The organism is Paenibacillus cellulosilyticus (assembly GCF_003182255.1).
In the GTDB taxonomy this organism is placed as follows: Bacteria; Bacillota; Bacilli; order Paenibacillales; family Paenibacillaceae; genus Paenibacillus_T; species Paenibacillus_T cellulosilyticus.
Genome location: NZ_QGTQ01000008.1, coordinates 194972 through 210489 on the forward strand (window position 1 = coordinate 194972; position 15518 = coordinate 210489).

Annotated in this window: 12 protein-coding genes; 2 read left to right on the plus strand and 10 right to left on the minus strand. The window is 47.9% G+C overall.

Annotated features, from left to right (window positions below):
• Nucleotides 1-47 precede the first annotated feature (47 nt).
• Together DFQ01_RS13350 and DFQ01_RS13355 are read right to left on the minus strand one after the other, a co-directional pair.
• Nucleotides 48-1235 (minus strand): GTP-binding protein, encoded by a 1188-nt coding sequence (locus DFQ01_RS13350; protein WP_110044385.1) that lies wholly within the window; start codon nt 1233-1235, stop codon nt 48-50.
• A gap of 210 nt (nt 1236-1445) precedes the next feature.
• A complete protein-coding gene (locus DFQ01_RS13355) occupies nt 1446-2066 on the minus strand; it encodes an NAD(P)-dependent oxidoreductase (RefSeq protein ID WP_110044386.1) in 621 nt (206 codons plus the stop codon).
• An 86-nt stretch (nt 2067-2152) separates the two neighbouring features.
• On the opposite strand from DFQ01_RS13355, the gene DFQ01_RS13360 reads away from it, so the two are divergent.
• Entirely contained in the window at nt 2153-2512 is a 360-nt protein-coding gene (locus DFQ01_RS13360; protein WP_245946663.1) for a hypothetical protein, read from the plus strand.
• A gap of 15 nt (nt 2513-2527) precedes the next feature.
• Here DFQ01_RS13360 and DFQ01_RS13365 read toward each other — a convergent pair whose 3' ends face one another.
• Both DFQ01_RS13365 and DFQ01_RS13370 read right to left on the minus strand, forming a co-directional pair.
• Nucleotides 2528-2782: a hypothetical protein gene (locus DFQ01_RS13365; RefSeq protein WP_110044387.1), complete on the minus strand. Its 255-nt coding sequence runs from the start codon at nt 2780-2782 to the stop codon at nt 2528-2530.
• A 118-nt stretch (nt 2783-2900) separates the two neighbouring features.
• Nucleotides 2901-3545, minus strand: a complete 645-nt coding sequence (locus DFQ01_RS13370; protein WP_245946669.1) for a phosphatase PAP2 family protein — start codon at nt 3543-3545, stop codon at nt 2901-2903.
• Between the two features lie 369 nt (nt 3546-3914).
• Between DFQ01_RS13370 and ytxJ the strand changes: the two genes are divergently transcribed.
• On the plus strand, nt 3915-4253 hold the full coding sequence (gene ytxJ, locus DFQ01_RS13375) for a bacillithiol system redox-active protein YtxJ (protein WP_110044389.1): 339 nt from the start codon (nt 3915-3917) through the stop codon (nt 4251-4253).
• A gap of 51 nt (nt 4254-4304) precedes the next feature.
• Here ytxJ and DFQ01_RS13380 read toward each other — a convergent pair whose 3' ends face one another.
• From DFQ01_RS13380 to DFQ01_RS13405, 6 genes are all read right to left on the minus strand, one after another.
• Nucleotides 4305-6317, minus strand: a complete 2013-nt coding sequence (locus DFQ01_RS13380) for a Na+/H+ antiporter (RefSeq protein WP_110044390.1) — start codon at nt 6315-6317, stop codon at nt 4305-4307.
• 75 nt (nt 6318-6392) lie between these two features.
• The gene (locus DFQ01_RS13385) at nt 6393-6845 is read right to left on the minus strand and encodes a helix-turn-helix domain-containing protein (protein WP_110044391.1); all 453 of its coding nucleotides are present in this window, start codon (nt 6843-6845) and stop codon (nt 6393-6395) included.
• A gap of 157 nt (nt 6846-7002) precedes the next feature.
• Nucleotides 7003-7959: an N-acetyl-gamma-glutamyl-phosphate reductase gene (argC, locus tag DFQ01_RS13390; protein ID WP_110044392.1), complete on the minus strand. Its 957-nt coding sequence runs from the start codon at nt 7957-7959 to the stop codon at nt 7003-7005.
• 131 nt (nt 7960-8090) lie between these two features.
• A complete protein-coding gene (locus DFQ01_RS13395) occupies nt 8091-9896 on the minus strand; it encodes a putative bifunctional diguanylate cyclase/phosphodiesterase (protein WP_110044393.1) in 1806 nt (601 codons plus the stop codon).
• Nucleotides 9897-10041: 145 nt separating this feature from the next.
• Entirely contained in the window at nt 10042-13686 is a 3645-nt protein-coding gene (locus tag DFQ01_RS13400; protein WP_110044394.1) for a hypothetical protein, read from the minus strand.
• A gap of 42 nt (nt 13687-13728) precedes the next feature.
• Nucleotides 13729-15366, minus strand: coding sequence for a hypothetical protein (locus DFQ01_RS13405; protein ID WP_110044395.1), 1638 nt, complete (start codon nt 15364-15366; stop codon nt 13729-13731).
• Nucleotides 15367-15518: the final 152 nt, after the last annotated feature.

The following is a 15518-nucleotide window of genomic DNA, read 5'->3' on the forward strand; positions in this document are numbered from 1 at the left end:
AACAAAGAGAGCCCTCGTGAAGGACTCTCAAATGAAAGACAACTGAACTAAGCGATAGCATTCGGCAGCGGATCATTGAACAGCTTCCAATCCCTCGTCATCTCTTCCTCCGTTAGAAGACAATCGTCCAAGGACGCAACGAGCTGCTCGCGATCCATATCGATGCCGATAAACACAATCTTGTTGATGCGATCGCCGTATTCCGGGGACCAGCTGTTGTTCAGCTCCGGTTCAGCCTCGCGATACATTTGCTGTTCTTCCAGTGGGAGTGCCGCAACCCAATAGCCCGATGGGCCAAAATGCACAGATGGTCCAGCCTGACTAATCGTCTGCCCCACGTTGTTGCGGGAGGCGACCCACATGATTCCTTTAGCCCGAATAACATCCTCCGGCCACTCTTCCATCCAACTCATCAACCGGCCGGGATGGAACGGTCTTACACGTTCATACACGAACGACCAGATGCCGTACTCCTCGGTTTCTGGCGTATGGACAGGTTTCTCCAGCTCCTTGATCCAACCTGCGGATCGACTTGCCTCGTCGAAGTTAAACAGTCCCGTGTTCAAAATTTCAGACGGGTCAACTTGACCGTTGACAGTTCGGATCAGCTTAGCGGTCGGCTGCAGCTTACGAAGAACACGCTCGAGCTCGATTAACTCACTTGCCTCGATCATATCGCACTTATTCAGCAGAAGCACATCGCAGAACTCGATTTGGTCGATGAGCAGATCGACGACCTCTCGCGTATCATTTTCACCGACAGCTTGGCTTCGTTCCAGAAGCGATTCACCCGATGAGAAATCGTTCCAGAAGCGGTATGCATCAACGACCGTAACCATGCAGTCCAGCTGACACCATTGCGATAAGTCGATATTCTGATCCTGATCGACATACGTGAAGGTTTGTGCGACAGGTACCGGTTCTCCGACGCCTGTTGATTCAATCAGGATGTAATCGAATCGACCATCCAGCGCCAGCCGTTTGACTTCAACTAGCAAATCTTCACGCAGCGTACAGCAAATGCACCCATTAGACATCTCCACCAGCTTCTCGTCTGTGCGCGACAGCCCCCCGCCATCCTTCACCAGAGTTGCGTCGATGTTAACTTCACTAAGGTCATTGACGATTACAGCGACCTTCATGCCGTGCCGGTTATGTAGGACGTGATTGAGCACCGTTGTTTTGCCTGCACCCAAATAGCCGCTTAATACAGTAACAGGTAGTTTCTTCGTCATAATGGTATCACCCTCACAAGTTATTAGTAATCATTACGATTATGTAAGAAGAAAAAAGCGGACATTGTCCACCTCTTCGCATAATAATCGTAATTGTTACGATTAATGAATCGTATCAAAATTCCATCCATCCGTCAACACTGCCTTTAAACAAAAAATAGAGCCTCCGTTATCGGACAAGCTCTATTCTCTTCGTTATCACGCCTTAAACTAATACGCAATGCCCACTCGTGTACAGCTATACGCACCACTGTTGATCTGCCGATACGTAAATTCCGCTGTATCTCCCACCGATATCGAGGTTCCTCCTTCTGGCAAATAATCACGTTCAACTCGGTACTCCCCCACTGGTTCGCCATCAGGCAGGAAAGTAGGACAAACGATTGTCCAGTCCAAATCCGAGTTCTTAAGCAGCTCATAAACACGCTGATGTTCCTCTGCCGCGAACGTGCTGCGACGCTTAGATTCCGCGGACTGGTAACGAAGCAGCTCCGGGTTCGTTCGACTTTGCAAAATGCCGGCTGTGCCCACTGTCACAATCCGCTGTATCCCCTGTCTGCTCATCTCATCAATCATTATGGAGATCGACTCTGACAGCGTTGTCGTCCCGTCGGTTCCCAAGGCGCTGACCGCAACGTCCGCTCCCTGCATAGCCAATCGAATGTCCGCTTCGTTCCGTGCATCGCCTTGGAATAAGGTTAGCTTCCCGTCGACGGCTGCCAACTTGTCTGGCTGCCGCACTAAAGCGACCACCTCATGGCCGCCTTTCAGTGCGTAGTTCACAATTCTGCTTCCAACGCGACCTGTTGCACCAACAATAAATATTTTCATAAGGAACCTCCTGTTTATTTATTCCAATCATGTACGTAGATAATAATTTTGCTCTCGGGAAACATTATCGGTAAGAGGCAAAATTAATGGAGGGGTATATGTACTACGTTTACAGCTTCCTGCTCGTTGTCGCTGGCTTGTTCACGGCAAATTTTATTTTCGCTTATCAGAGCAAGCATATCGATCCGCACTTCTGGACGACTCTGAAATTTCAACTGCTCATGCTTCCTTTCTTCTGTGCAGCGAATCTCGCCATCGGCTACGGTGTGAAATTTGGCTTAAAGGTACTCGGCAATCTTAGCTACGTACTCATCGTGTCCAAATGTCTGGAGTTAGCTATTTCACTTCTCCTTGGCTACCTGTTCTTCAAAGAAGCGCCAACGTGGAAAACAGCCATAGGCCTCGGATTTGTTGTTACTGGAATTCTAATAACGAAGCTCAAATAAACCGACGTAATCTCACTAGAACGTCTCGTCGATGTCGAAGCCTCGAACTCGATACGTCTGCATTTTTCTGCGAAATCGCAAGTGAGCTTCCCCATTCATGGATAGATAATGGGTATCAATGACGATCCACCGATGCGTTCGTTCGCTTCTTTCCTTGCCTTCCGTCAAGTAATGTTGAACGATCTCATCGATTATTTTCTCACCATCACACGCTGCTTCCAAACAGCTCTCAAGTGTCACATAATAACCTGGTTCGATAAACTTCCACATCGTATTCTCCTTAACTATTCCTGTATGTATCCCTCTCTCTTACTATATCAGGCGCATCGTTGAATGAAAAAGCAGCTAGTCGCATGGACTAGCTGCTTAAATAGTGAAATCAGTCGGTTTATGCGCTGCCAAACCTACGTGACCGCCATCTTTTCTCCAGGAAACGTTCATATGGCCCAATGCTCGCAGTCAGCCAAGCAGCCGCTATCACATAGCCGCCAATGACATCACTTGGGTAATGAACACCAAGATAGATCCTGCTGATTCCAATCATCAGAATCATGACAGCTCCGACCAAGACAATTGTGACACGAAGCCACGCGTGGCGTGCGTGCTTCCATAGGAAGTAGATCGTGATGCCATACAACGTAAAGGCCGACATGGAGTGCCCGCTCGGGAAACTGTAACCAGTGGCTTCGACAATGCGGTGAAGATCGGGCCGTGCCCGGTGAAAGATCATTTTGAGCACGAGATTAAGAAGGCCCGAGCAGACGATAACCCCCATGTAGAAAATCAATTCTCGCCGATAGCCGATTACGAGCAACATAATGATGATCAGAATCGCGATTATTGTCACACATAAGCTTGAGCCGGCAAAAGTGAACCCTTTCATGACCGTCGTTGCTTCCGGTGAATATATGCGTAAGACCAGCGTTGTCAATTCGTTATCAAATGCTGCCATTTGTTTGCGGCTGATCAACAAAGCGATGACAAGAAATACGCCAGTCAATAAGGCTGCGTATGACAGTGAACGAAATAACACTTTATTCAAACGACTTCTCTCCCACTTCTGTATCTTAAAAAGAGAGCTGCCGCAATCGGCAGACTCTCTTCTAGTGTGACTATTGTGAGTAGTAGTCATACTTAGGTGAAAGATTTTCTTTCCACGGACAAGCCCTACATAGTCAAGAACCTTGCCGGCATACTTTGCAGGATCATACATTAGCTTCTGAGCACTTTCTACAGGAGTACCAAATTGAAAAATAACATTTTCCTCGACAGGAGATAATACGAAATGAAGCCATCAGACATTAGCGGAGCTTGACTATGGACAGGAACATGATAAAATTCAATTACTTAATTGTTTAAAGTAAGTAGATTAATAAATATCAGGTGAAAGAAGGGATCTCACATGAACTGGAATGAGATTACGACTCTTGAAGAGTGGAATGATATTGTTGCGAAGTCGGCTGAACGCGGCCAATTGATTTTGAAACACAGCACGACTTGCCCTGTAAGTGCAAACGCGCTTCGTGAGTACGAAGACTATTTGAAAGCTTCGCCTAATCAAGATGTAGACTACACGCTTGTTAAAGTGATCGAATCCCGTCCGGTATCGAACCAGATCGCTGAGGATCTGAGCGTGAAGCACGAATCGCCGCAGATCATCTTCGTGAAGGACAAAGCGAAGTATTGGACGACTTCCCACTGGTCGATTACAAAAGCACATATTACGGCGGTAGTTGACTAATATGAAATCGGCAACGGCGAATGATCGCTGCTGCCGATTTTTTTATCATGTCTATTCCATCTCTTCTTCCGAAAGGCTTGCTTCCATCGTGTTAATGAAGAACCGTAGATGGTTCACCATCCCGATCGTCACTTCTCCGTTCACGTACATTTCCTGCAGCGCATCGCGTTCCATCTGAATGGCTTTACGCTCCCATTCCTTCTTCTCGCGTTGGAACTCCTCGTCGTTGTGCAGTGCAGAGTTGAGAAATAAATTCGTACGTCGAATCCCTTCCTGATAGTGCTGGATGACAGCGGTACATGCCCGATTGTCCGTTTCACGCATATTGATTTGAAGCTCATTAATGGCAACTTTAGACGTTCGCATGCGAAGCTCACGTATCGCTTCAATGTCAGCCAGGGACCAGCGAGCGTCTCTTCCGCTCGAGATTTTCTTCCATATTTGCTTGAATGCAAGCCGAAGCGAATAAAAGACAGCAAAAGAGCGATTGGCGAGTATCGATTCCGTTCGCGATAATATCGACTCGAACCGCTTGGCTGTATCCGCCGCCAACTCGCCATTGTCCACCAATCGGGCTGCTTCCTTTCGTTCTGCCTGAATGGCGAACAACCATCTATCACACACCTCTGCTCGCATTGCACGACCCTGCGCGAAGCCTTGCTCAGAGTGAACCTGTCGAAGCTTCTGTCCATAATCGCCAAGAACTGCCGCAATTACCTCACGGTTATCGTCCGTAATCTCATCCTTCAGCGATCGAACGGCCATCTCCAGAATGCGGACCTGCGCTTGGTGCTCGGTCAAATGTTTGCTCTCTGCTCCTTCCCCATCCGTCTTCCTAGATAGAAGCGGCAGCACTACACTGGCGACGATCAAGGTCACGAGTATGACGCCCGCTGAGAGGAAGATGATCAAATCCCGTTCCGGGAACGGACTTCCATCATCCAACAGCAGAGGTATCGAGAACGCACCGGCCAGTGTAACAGCTCCTCGCACGCCGGACAAGGTTGTCAGCAGTGTGGAGTGAAGGCGTTCTCGTGTCGAGCTGCTGACTCCTTCCAATACGGAGAATAGATACACCCATACGAATCGAAGCACATATAGCGCAAGCGTAATGATCAGTACGTAACCGATTGCCTGTGCATTGTTGAAATGCGGGTCCTCCCAGATCACTTCCGTGACATGTGGAATTTGCAGACCAAGCAGGATGAACACCAAACCGTTCAATATAAACAAAATGACCGACCAAGTGCTGGTCGAGACAACCTGCAGCTTCGTGGCATACGGTTCCAATCGATCCTTCGCAACGGCATGGAAGATACCGCCTGCAACGACGCCGAGGATTCCCGATACGCCTACCTCTTCAGCCAGCATATAGATGACGAATGGCGTTAGAATCTGAATCAGCACATGCATCGTGGCATCCTCAATGCCAAGCCTTCTTAGGAAGGATCGGATTGCGATAAAGACAAGCGATAACACGATACCGACCCATACACCGCCTAGCGCGATGACGATGAAGCTCCAGCTCGCGGCAGCCAGCGAGAAAGCGCCTGTCACCGTTGCGGCAACCGCAAACTTGAAGGCAACGAGACCCGAAGCATCATTCATCAATGCTTCGCCTTCTAATAGTCGCAGAATCCCTTTCGGCAGATTGATTCGTCCAGACAACGCACCAACCGCCACGGCATCCGTTGGTGACAGGATCGCCGCCAATGCGAATGCTGCTGACAACGGGATCGAAGGCAGCAACCAGTGAATGCCATATCCAACGGCAACGACAGTCACGAAGACTAGTCCGACCGCCAACAGTAAGATCCAGCCCCTGAGCTTCCATAGTTCCTCTCGGGGTGTTCGTTTCCCGTCATTGAACAATAATGGAGCGATGAACAAAACGAAGAATAGCTCGGGCTCCAGCTCCAGCTCGATTCCGGTCGGCAGCAGCACCAGCACGGCGCCAAGCGCGATCTGAAACAATGGTACTGGAACCGATGGTACAATCCGATTAAGCACATTGGATACGGCGATAAGGGCCAGCAGCCCTAGTATTAGAAGAAATAACTCCATAAGCGTTTGGCCCCTCGGATATGTAGTTTTACATTTTGTTCCTTAATGTCCCCTAATCGATAGGCTGTATACGATCTAGGAATTTGGAGCAAAGCGCGCTAATCGCTCCATAAAGGTTGGAACCTGCTTAGCAGCCGCTCGCTGCTGCCGCTTCTGTTCTCGCTCTAACGCTTCTTGATTGCGTACACGATTCTCTTCAGCCCGTCGCCAACGCAGGAATACCATAAAATTCTCGATCTCTGTCAGTTCAGCTTCCGAATAATCCGATAGATCGATTTTACGACCGCCAGTGACCAAATAACGTTCAACGGTTGAATGGCCTTCCAGTTCTTCTGTTGTTACCTCGAAGTATTGTGCGAGCAGAATGATGGTGCTCGGAGCAACATTTTTCTCCGTCCCTTTCTCCAGTCGTGATAATACCTCGTAGGAGATGCCTGTCTTCCCTGCGATTTGTCCGATTGTAACCCCTTTGTCGGCACGTAGTTTTTTCATTGCTGCGGCGATGTGGTTCAGATTGTACGATGGCATGCCAATGTCTCTCCTATAATGCGAGTATGTGATAGTACCGTGCGATATGCCTATCCACTATATCATCGCATTCTATAATTTTACAGGGGAACCGATGGAAGTTACTGTATATTACTAGTTTGGCTGCATAATAAAAGGCGCGTAGCAGCGCCTTCTCTCATCTTTCCTTTAAGCAATACCCTTCGTCACATCCAAGCATGAGGTTCAAATTCTGAATCGCAGCGCCAGATGCGCCTTTGCCCAAATTATCATATCTGGCCATAATGTTAATCTTGTCATCGTGTCCGAATACGAATAACTCCAGCCGATTCGTATTGTTGCACGCCGTTATGAGGAAGTGACCATCATCTAGATGGGCATCGGAATCAAAAGGCATCACCTGTACGAAACGTTCCGATGCATAGTATTCGGAGAGTACATCGTGAATGTCTCTCGCCGTAGACTTGCTCGGCAGAAGACGACTGAATAGTGGAACGGACATCGCGATTCCTTGCTTATAGCTTGCTTTGATCGGCGTGAATGAAGGTTCATAGGTCAGTCCTGTCAACAACTGCATCTCAGGGATATGCTTATGATTGCGCTGGAGTGAATAATGTCTTGGCACATTCAGTTGTTTCGCAGCAGCAAGAGTCAGATTCTCATACTCCGCTATCCCACTCTTTCCTGCACCCGAGTAGCCTGTTACGGTAGAACAAGTTACCGGATAATCTCGACCAACAATACCTGCATCAATTAATGGTCGAAGGGATAAAATCAATCCCGTCGCATGACAGCCAGGTACAGATACACGCGAGGCGGAACGAATGCGGTCTCGTTGGTGATGGATTTCGGGCAATCCATACACCCAATCGTTATCCGTTCGGAATGCAGTGCTGGCGTCTATAATTCGAGTGCGCGGATTCGTTACGAATGATGCAGACTCGCGAGCGGCCGCATCGGGAAGACAAAAAAATACGATATCAGCTTCGTTGAGCAACTTTCGTCTTTCGTCTGTATCTTTGCGTTTGTCATCGTCGATCTGCAATAATTCGATGTCAGTCCGTTTCGCCAGGTCTTCACGAATCTTCAAGCCTGTCGTCCCGGCCTGTCCGTCTATGAATACGGTATTACGCATCGCCTATCATCTCCGTTATTGTATATTTATTCATTATTACGAATTAATATACTAGCAATGATTGGGTTCGTCAATTAAAAAAGACTCTCCCAGTGGCAGCATGTAGTGCCAAATGAGAGAGTCCTATAGCGTTAAGCTGGCGTACCGCGATGAAGCAGAAGCCCCATCTCTTCAGAGGAAACCGGTCGGTAGAAATAATAGCCTTGCCCGATCCTACAGCCGTACTGCTGGAGCAATTCAAGCTCCTCCTCTTTCTCGATCCCTTCACATATAATTTCCAGGTTCAATGTATGGCCGATATCAATAATGAGCTTTATGATCGACTCGGCAGCTGTATCTGTCGTTAATTCTTGTGTGAATGAACGATCGATCTTCAGGTAATCAACGGGCAAATGACGCAGCACGCTTAGCGAAGAATAGCCTGTTCCGAAATCGTCTATCGAGATCTTCACACCTAGACGTTTAAGCTCGTCGAGAATCGACATCGATTCATTCAAGTTTTGCATCATACTCTCGGTCACTTCCAGCTCCAGTAAGGCGGCATCGAAGCCTGTTTCCTTCAGGATTCTATTTACCGTTGTTGTGAACCCCGCATTATTGAACTGGCGTATTGAGATGTTCACGGCCACTGTTAACTCGGGGTTGCCTGCCAGCTGCCAGCTTCTCACCTGTCTGCACGCTTCTTCAAGCACCCACTCGCCAATCTCAATGATGATGCCTGTTTGCTCAGCAAGAGGAACGAATACAGATGGCGCTATCGGTCCGAACTCCGGATGCGTCCAACGCAGCAGCGCCTCTACTCCCCGGATTGTTCCCGTGTGCATCTCTACGATCGGTTGATAATAAAGGGAGAGCTCTTGTCTACTCAAGGCGCTTCGAAGATCGTTCTCCAACTTGACTTGACGCAGCAATTGTTCGCTTTGGATTGCTGAGAAGAACCGATAGCCATTTTTTCCGCTGCGCTTGACCTCGTACATCGCTTTGTCAGCACACAATATCAGCGACTCCACTTCACACGCATCCTTGGGATACTGACTGATCCCGATGCTAAGTGTCGTGTAAATCTGCTTCTGATTCAGCTGAAACGGTGTGCGGAACGAATGGATTAACTTTTGGGCCAATGCGTCGACTTCCTCGTGCCTTTCATACGGGAACACAACAATGAATTCGTCGCCTGCATAACGCGAGATGAAACAGTCGCCGCCAACTACACTGCTGAGCTGGTTGGCAACGTCCTTTAGCATCTGGTCTCCCCCATTATGACCCGTCATATCATTGACGTTCTTGAAGTAATCAAGGTCGAGAAATAATACCGCAAGAGGTGTCTCCTTGGATAGTTCAGCAATCATTCGTTCCTTGAGCAGCGCTCGGTTAGGTAGTGCCGTAAGCATGTCATAGTAGGCCATATGCTCAAGCTCACCTAGCGCCTCGTTTAATTGAACGTTCAACTTCGCGTTTAATTCATTCTCTTTCTTCATATTCCGGAAGTAGAATGCCAGCAATGAATAAAGGATCGTATTGATGATGACGCCAATCATCATGCTGTTGACCAATTCTATTGGCTCAGCAGGCAAGTAGGCATGCATGTACATTAAATAGAAGGCTGCAGCGAGGATAGTTGGTATTGGTGACGGGAGTAGAAAGGCTAGCAGGACTAGCGTCAAATACATGACACTTACCAGCTTATCAAAGGACAGCTCCGGTATGGCATTAAAAAATGCGATGAATGCTGCTGCTGCCAGCACGTACTTCATTCGGAGCGGCTTGATCACAATCGAAGTGAAAATAAATCCAGCGAACAGTAGAGCGAATACATGTCCACGTGAAGAAGTTACGGAGTCCATCATATTCAAGGAGAGCGAAAGCGCAGAAAGAATAATGACTGCATTTGGCGCATGATGTATCAAACGTTTAATCCATCTCTGTCGGTATTTCATCAATCAGCACCTCGGTTAAGTTTGAGTTCGCTCTAGCAAACTATTTTTGTACCTTATTTCCTTTCATACATTTTAATGTAATCTATTATTTTTTACTAGATACAAATAAACCGATCCCCTAAGAGATCGGTTTATGATAATGCTGCTACACAATCGAGAACGTAACGTGATCTTCTTTATCAGTGGGGATTCTGGCGGCGACAAGTGAGACATGCGTCAGCCCGAACGTCGTATTGATTGCAACTAGCGCAAACAGTGCTGGTAGAGTCTTAATCTTGGCTGGCACATTAGCAATTACTTTATACAAATTTAGGAAGACGTTTGATGCGATTCTCATATTGTTCGATCGATTCTTGTCCGTATTGGGAGATGCAATAATCCAAGGAAGAACTAATGCAACGCTGTAACTGATCATGGAAAAGACACGTGCGAATATTTTATATTCTGGTTTATATCTACCGATACCACTCAAGAGAATCTTAATACTTGAGAAAGTCAAGATCACAATTTGGTAAGCAGATATTTCCATGGATACCGATGTATTGGTCTCATATATGTTATATGCAACACAGCCAAGTGCCAATGCCGACCATGCGATCTCTGTCTTTTGCGCGAAGTTCAGAATAGGTCTTGCAATTGGCAATCGTGCCCCACCATCATTCGGCGTATAGGTGTATTCAGCCAAACTGATGTTTGCACAAACCACTTCGATGCTCCGTAAAACGATATAAAAGTAATTCATTACATCTACGGTTTCTTTATATCCATCTTCTTCCTTTTGTTTATTCTCTTCCTTTTCAGCACGAATCAGCGCCTCATTCTGGACTGCAGCTGCTGTCATCTGCTGTGTCTCACCTAACTTGAGCTGTTTCGGCAAGCCCGAAGTTTGACCTGTAATCAGATTGCGCAAATCATCCTTCTGCAAAATACCGATTTTATCATTCGCAAGCGAGTCACCTGTGGCAATCCGATAGATAATGCGTGTCGGAATCGCCGCGATCAAGGTGAATACCCTTAGCAGCGTCAGCTTGCGATCCCCTATAATCAGCTCAAGCAGGCTGGACAGAATAGGTACTTCCACTTCCTCATTGAGCATCTCTTTGATTGCCTGAACAAGAATCTTACCTAAGCTGAATACCGCTTCAACCGTATGCTTAACGGTTTCGATCGAGGCTACGGCGATGATCTGAAGCAGTTTGCTGAGAATATCCCCGATGGCCAGCTTCGGAATCTCTTCGATGAACGTCTCGATCATCAGCTGTAGTGCCGTCTCTGCGGTGAACAGACCTTGATCAACGAACTTGCCAAGCGTCTGCTGAATTTGCTGCGCAATTCCACTATCGTCCCCGCCGCTTGAACCGCTTCCCGAGAAGAAGTTACCATGCAAGATGTGATACATTGGCCAGTTCGTCATCGGATTCTGGAACAAGGCGGCGATGCCGGTACCGATTATGGATGGCTTCTCTATGTTCGATTGTTTGAATTTATCTACGATCGATGGCTCTGCGATTTGGTGTTCAATTGCTTCCAATGTTCCTGTAATATTCGCACGCATAGCTGGAATCGCCTCTACAAGCGAGTCGCACACGCCGTTGAACATGTCGATCAACCGGTCGCTCGTCTCCAAAATATCGGTCCACCCCAACAAGCGACCAAGCCATTCGAGCACCTTATTGAGATCGATGCCAACCAGCTTCAACACCCAGTTCAACGCTTTGAACACACAGCCGAGCGTCTTGAGCGCGATCTTCATGACCTTGTCGGCTAAGGTGAGCACGAACGTTAGGCCATCTCCGACTTTCTCGAGCACGAAGCTAATTCCATCCTGCAAATAGGTAACGCCGTCCCGTATATATTGGATCGCGGTTTCGAATACATGCTCTAACGTATGGAACACATCTCCAGCGACGGAGCCGATGTCGTCGAATATATCGCCTAGCAGCTTCGGCTGCACCAGCGGAACGTAAGGCTGCAGTAAACCGTTCTGAACCTTCATTCCTGTAACGAAGCCAGTCGGCAAATGCGAAACGTTGAGCAGGCCCGTATGTTTGACCGCTTGATCTGTGACGGAAACGAATGTGTTCGCGGATGTTCCAGCTCCTGCCATGAATGAAGCACCTGCATCCGATATCTGAGCGATACTGCTGGCAACGCCATCTAATGTCTTGTCATCCAGCTGTGCTGTGACAACCGGTTTGCCATCGGCCGTTACAGCTTTCTTCAGATCCCCCCCGCTCTTTATTACTTGAAGTCCCTTATGAATGCGCCCGTTCGGATAAATGTTCAGCGTCTTGTCCAGGAAGTCCGCTTCTACATGATAGATTGCCGAAGAGATATCACTGGTCATCTGAACGATGGTCACATTGCCCATTAAGTCAGTCTCTACTTCAGCAGCATTATGCTGATCCAGGCTGTAGGTCAAACCATTCATCTGAACATACATCCATTCGGATGAAGTGATGCGCAGTTTGCAGCCTTGCAGCGGCGCACCTTGATCATTGTCTAGATGGATATGGGTAGTAAAGGAGTTGAACTCAAGCGTCTTGCCGGCGTGAGCAAAATTCATCACCCGCTGCTGCCACAGCGTAGATTGCGGATCCTGCCAATAATGCGTGAGGCTCTGATCTTGATTGACGAGGAATAGCTCATTGGCAAGCTTCAGGTGACTGCGAATCGGCGCGATATGAATGGCGGAACCGCTGAACAGAACCGGTTCGTTCCAGCTGTAGGTGCTGCCTTTCTTGCCGTAGATGTAATACAACTTATTCGGGCTGCACATCGCCCAGATCGAGATGTTGTCACGGTCCTCCTTGACGATGATTTCATGCACGTCTTGGAGCTTGTCGGTCACCTTCTGCATGCTTCGGATCTTCGCATCTTTGAATACATATATGCCTGTATTCGTTCCGACGTAAAGATCGGATGATAGGAGCAGCGGGTTCGTTTGTGCCCCGGTCGGTGTAGATAGGCAGTTGTAATGCAGGTTCCGGAAGCTCGGATCGATCTTCTGATTGCCCGGACTATAATCATAGTGCATTTTACCAAGCTTGCTATTGGCGATCGTCGAACATTCGAGTGTCTGGGAGTTGCCAATCTTGTACAGAAAATAGATCGCGCGCTGACCGAACGCATAACCGATGGACATATCCTGAAGGCTATTAGGATCTTGGTTGACGTTCTGCGGGAATTCACATTTGACCGCGGACGCTGCGGCTGCATCGATTTGATAATAATATTTAGGGCCATTAATATGACCGGAAACAATGAGCAGCGGCGCTTGCCCGTCATCCGAAGTGCCGATGAGCATTTTCTCAGCGCCAAATGCCTTGTCGACTCCGGTAACCGCCTTAGTCAAAGCGCCGAATGAGTGCCAATCCGTCTGCGTGTAATCATCCGATAGCATAGAAGCAATGTATATTGTCGTTGCCGCTTCCCCTGCCTTGCTCAGCGCGACAGCGACCGTGATGCTGCCTTTTTTGTCCTGCGACACAGCAAACGTTCTTGCAGTAGTGTGCTCTATGAATCCACTGCTTAGTTCAATAGCGGAGAATCCAGTTGCAGACGATTCATCGTATTTGAGCAGTCGAAATACATCATCCGTTCCAATCGAGAAGATCATTGGCTTGCCTTGGCTGTCCTGTACGACCGCGATATTTGAATTCGGCTCTAAAATGGACGGCGGTTGATGGTTCTTCATCAACTCACTTGCGATATGGCATGTAACCTGCGATGTCCCCTCCAAGTTCGACGCTGGCAGTGTAACGATATCCGAAGGATATTGATTTTCCATATTAATGATTAACCTCCTTAATGATCAGTTCGTCGCCTCGACTTAGTTCTCCGCCTTATACGTCAGTTCAAGCATGAAATTCCCTTCGTTGTCCGCCGATGGATTTTTGAAAAAGAACACTTGGCCGGCCGGCAGCATAATCGTCGTCTGACACACGTTCGAGAGATTGCCAAACACATTGCCGATATCGCCAATCCCCGGAATGTCCAGCTTGAACACTTGGTCGAACAGATCATGGAAGAAATCCCCTGCCGAAAAGAAGGTAAGCACATCAAGAATCCCTTTAACGATCTCACCGAATATTTCAAACGCTTTGGCGCAGTCGTTCTTGCCCGAGTTAGACGAGGATTGATCAATCTTGAAGCTGTTGGTCATGGACAACACCGGGCGATTGTCGGCGACGGAAGCGATCAGCGAAATCGTGCCGCTCCAGTCGACACTGCCCTGCGCCCAAGCATGAGCCGTACAAAAACCCATATCCCGCGATACATTTCGGTACAAAGCGATATGCCCATTGAAGTTGAGATCAATCTTGGAGGCTGCGGTGTTGTTGGCGATATTCACAGAGAACCTATTCACGTATTGGTTATCCCCGGAATTGACATCCGAGATATTGTAGGAGAACCCGTATGTCCCGTCAGGATTCACGTAAGCGCGCTTAGCATCCTCATATGGATTGCCCATCCCGACATGAATATGGTTGAGAATATGACCGTAAATCCCAGAGCTCATCTGATCGAAAATCGGTCGAAGTAGAAACTCTTCCACCAGCACATGGTGCGAATAAATCATTTTGGCGTCGCACTGCTCTGTCGTTCCAATCCAGTTCGTATCGAATATACCAGGCGTTCCTTCAACTGATCTGTGCCCGCCCTTGGTCGCCAGTATGAAATTCAAGGTGCTCATGTTCGAGTTGTCGGCATCATGGAACATGGTGAACGTCGTACCTACGGGTTGAAGTGCGTCAGGCACTTGCAGCTGCGACGGTGGATCTGTGAGCGGCGTCGTGTGAATGGCGTAACCCAGAATATATGGGTTTCCCTTAGCCTGCAGCTCCCTCAAATAGGCTTGCATGAAGAGTACAAACTGCTCGCAGCCTAGATCGCCTGCATCCTTCCCCGTATCCGTATGCGTTGGATCGAAGCGAAGCAGATCGGTAGACTCGAAATCCATAAATAGCGAGTTGACGGTGAACATATGATCCATGAAATGATACAACTGATCTTTGACCAAATCCGGAACCGATCGGTTGTTCGTTAACGACTCCTTCTCAACCGATTTCAAGTCCATCGTTATGGAAATCCCATATTTCCAATCCGTCATGTCATAGGCCACTAACTGGGCTTCCGGTCCGGCACCGTCCCATAGATAAGCAGTGCCAGATAAGAAGTTAAGCTCGAATACGATGTCCGTTCCACTTCGCGCTATCGTAACTTGCGGGTGAATAACGCCATCGATACATGATTGCTTTGGCGTGCCGTCTGGGTTTCGAGGAATTTCATCTGAAGATGCTAGCACTTGAAACACATACTTCTTGCTCGGTCGGTCGTAGGTTTTGAGTACAATGAATTCGGGTTGAATGATGCCCATTTGCAGCAGGTGCGTCAGCTGGTCATTCAGCGTCTTCTCCGTGATTGATACGACCATGTCATATTGCTCGAAGATCAGTTTGTTGTTCATCGAATGATTACGCCTCCTATTGTATCGCTTGCGTTTCAGCAGGTATTGTCTTCATGTTCACGATCTAAGCGTACAATTGCGAAATAAAAGAATAATGAAAAAACATCGAACGTCCAAACAGAAAAACCGCGAAGCATCAAGGCTTCGCGGTT

What these genes read in the sequence shown, in the direction of transcription:
- DFQ01_RS13355 (WP_110044386.1), bottom strand. Translation starts at nt 2,066, where the DNA reads ATGAAAATATTTATTGTTGGTGCAACAGGTCGCGTTGGAAGCAGAATT.
- DFQ01_RS13380 (WP_110044390.1), bottom strand. Translation starts at nt 6,317, where the DNA reads ATGGAGTTATTTCTTCTAATACTAGGGCTGCTGGCCCTTATCGCCGTA.
- DFQ01_RS13385 (WP_110044391.1), bottom strand. Translation starts at nt 6,845, where the DNA reads ATGCCATCGTACAATCTGAACCACATCGCCGCAGCAATGAAAAAACTA.
- DFQ01_RS13365 (WP_110044387.1), bottom strand. Translation starts at nt 2,782, where the DNA reads ATGTGGAAGTTTATCGAACCAGGTTATTATGTGACACTTGAGAGCTGT.
- DFQ01_RS13350 (WP_110044385.1), bottom strand. Translation starts at nt 1,235, where the DNA reads ATGACGAAGAAACTACCTGTTACTGTATTAAGCGGCTATTTGGGTGCA.
- DFQ01_RS13360 (WP_245946663.1), top strand. Translation starts at nt 2,153, where the DNA reads ATGGAGGGGTATATGTACTACGTTTACAGCTTCCTGCTCGTTGTCGCT.
- ytxJ (WP_110044389.1), top strand. Translation starts at nt 3,915, where the DNA reads ATGAACTGGAATGAGATTACGACTCTTGAAGAGTGGAATGATATTGTT.
- DFQ01_RS13400 (WP_110044394.1), bottom strand. Translation starts at nt 13,686, where the DNA reads ATGGAAAATCAATATCCTTCGGATATCGTTACACTGCCAGCGTCGAAC.
- argC (WP_110044392.1), bottom strand. Translation starts at nt 7,959, where the DNA reads ATGCGTAATACCGTATTCATAGACGGACAGGCCGGGACGACAGGCTTG.
- DFQ01_RS13405 (WP_110044395.1), bottom strand. Translation starts at nt 15,366, where the DNA reads ATGAACAACAAACTGATCTTCGAGCAATATGACATGGTCGTATCAATC.
- DFQ01_RS13395 (WP_110044393.1), bottom strand. Translation starts at nt 9,896, where the DNA reads ATGAAATACCGACAGAGATGGATTAAACGTTTGATACATCATGCGCCA.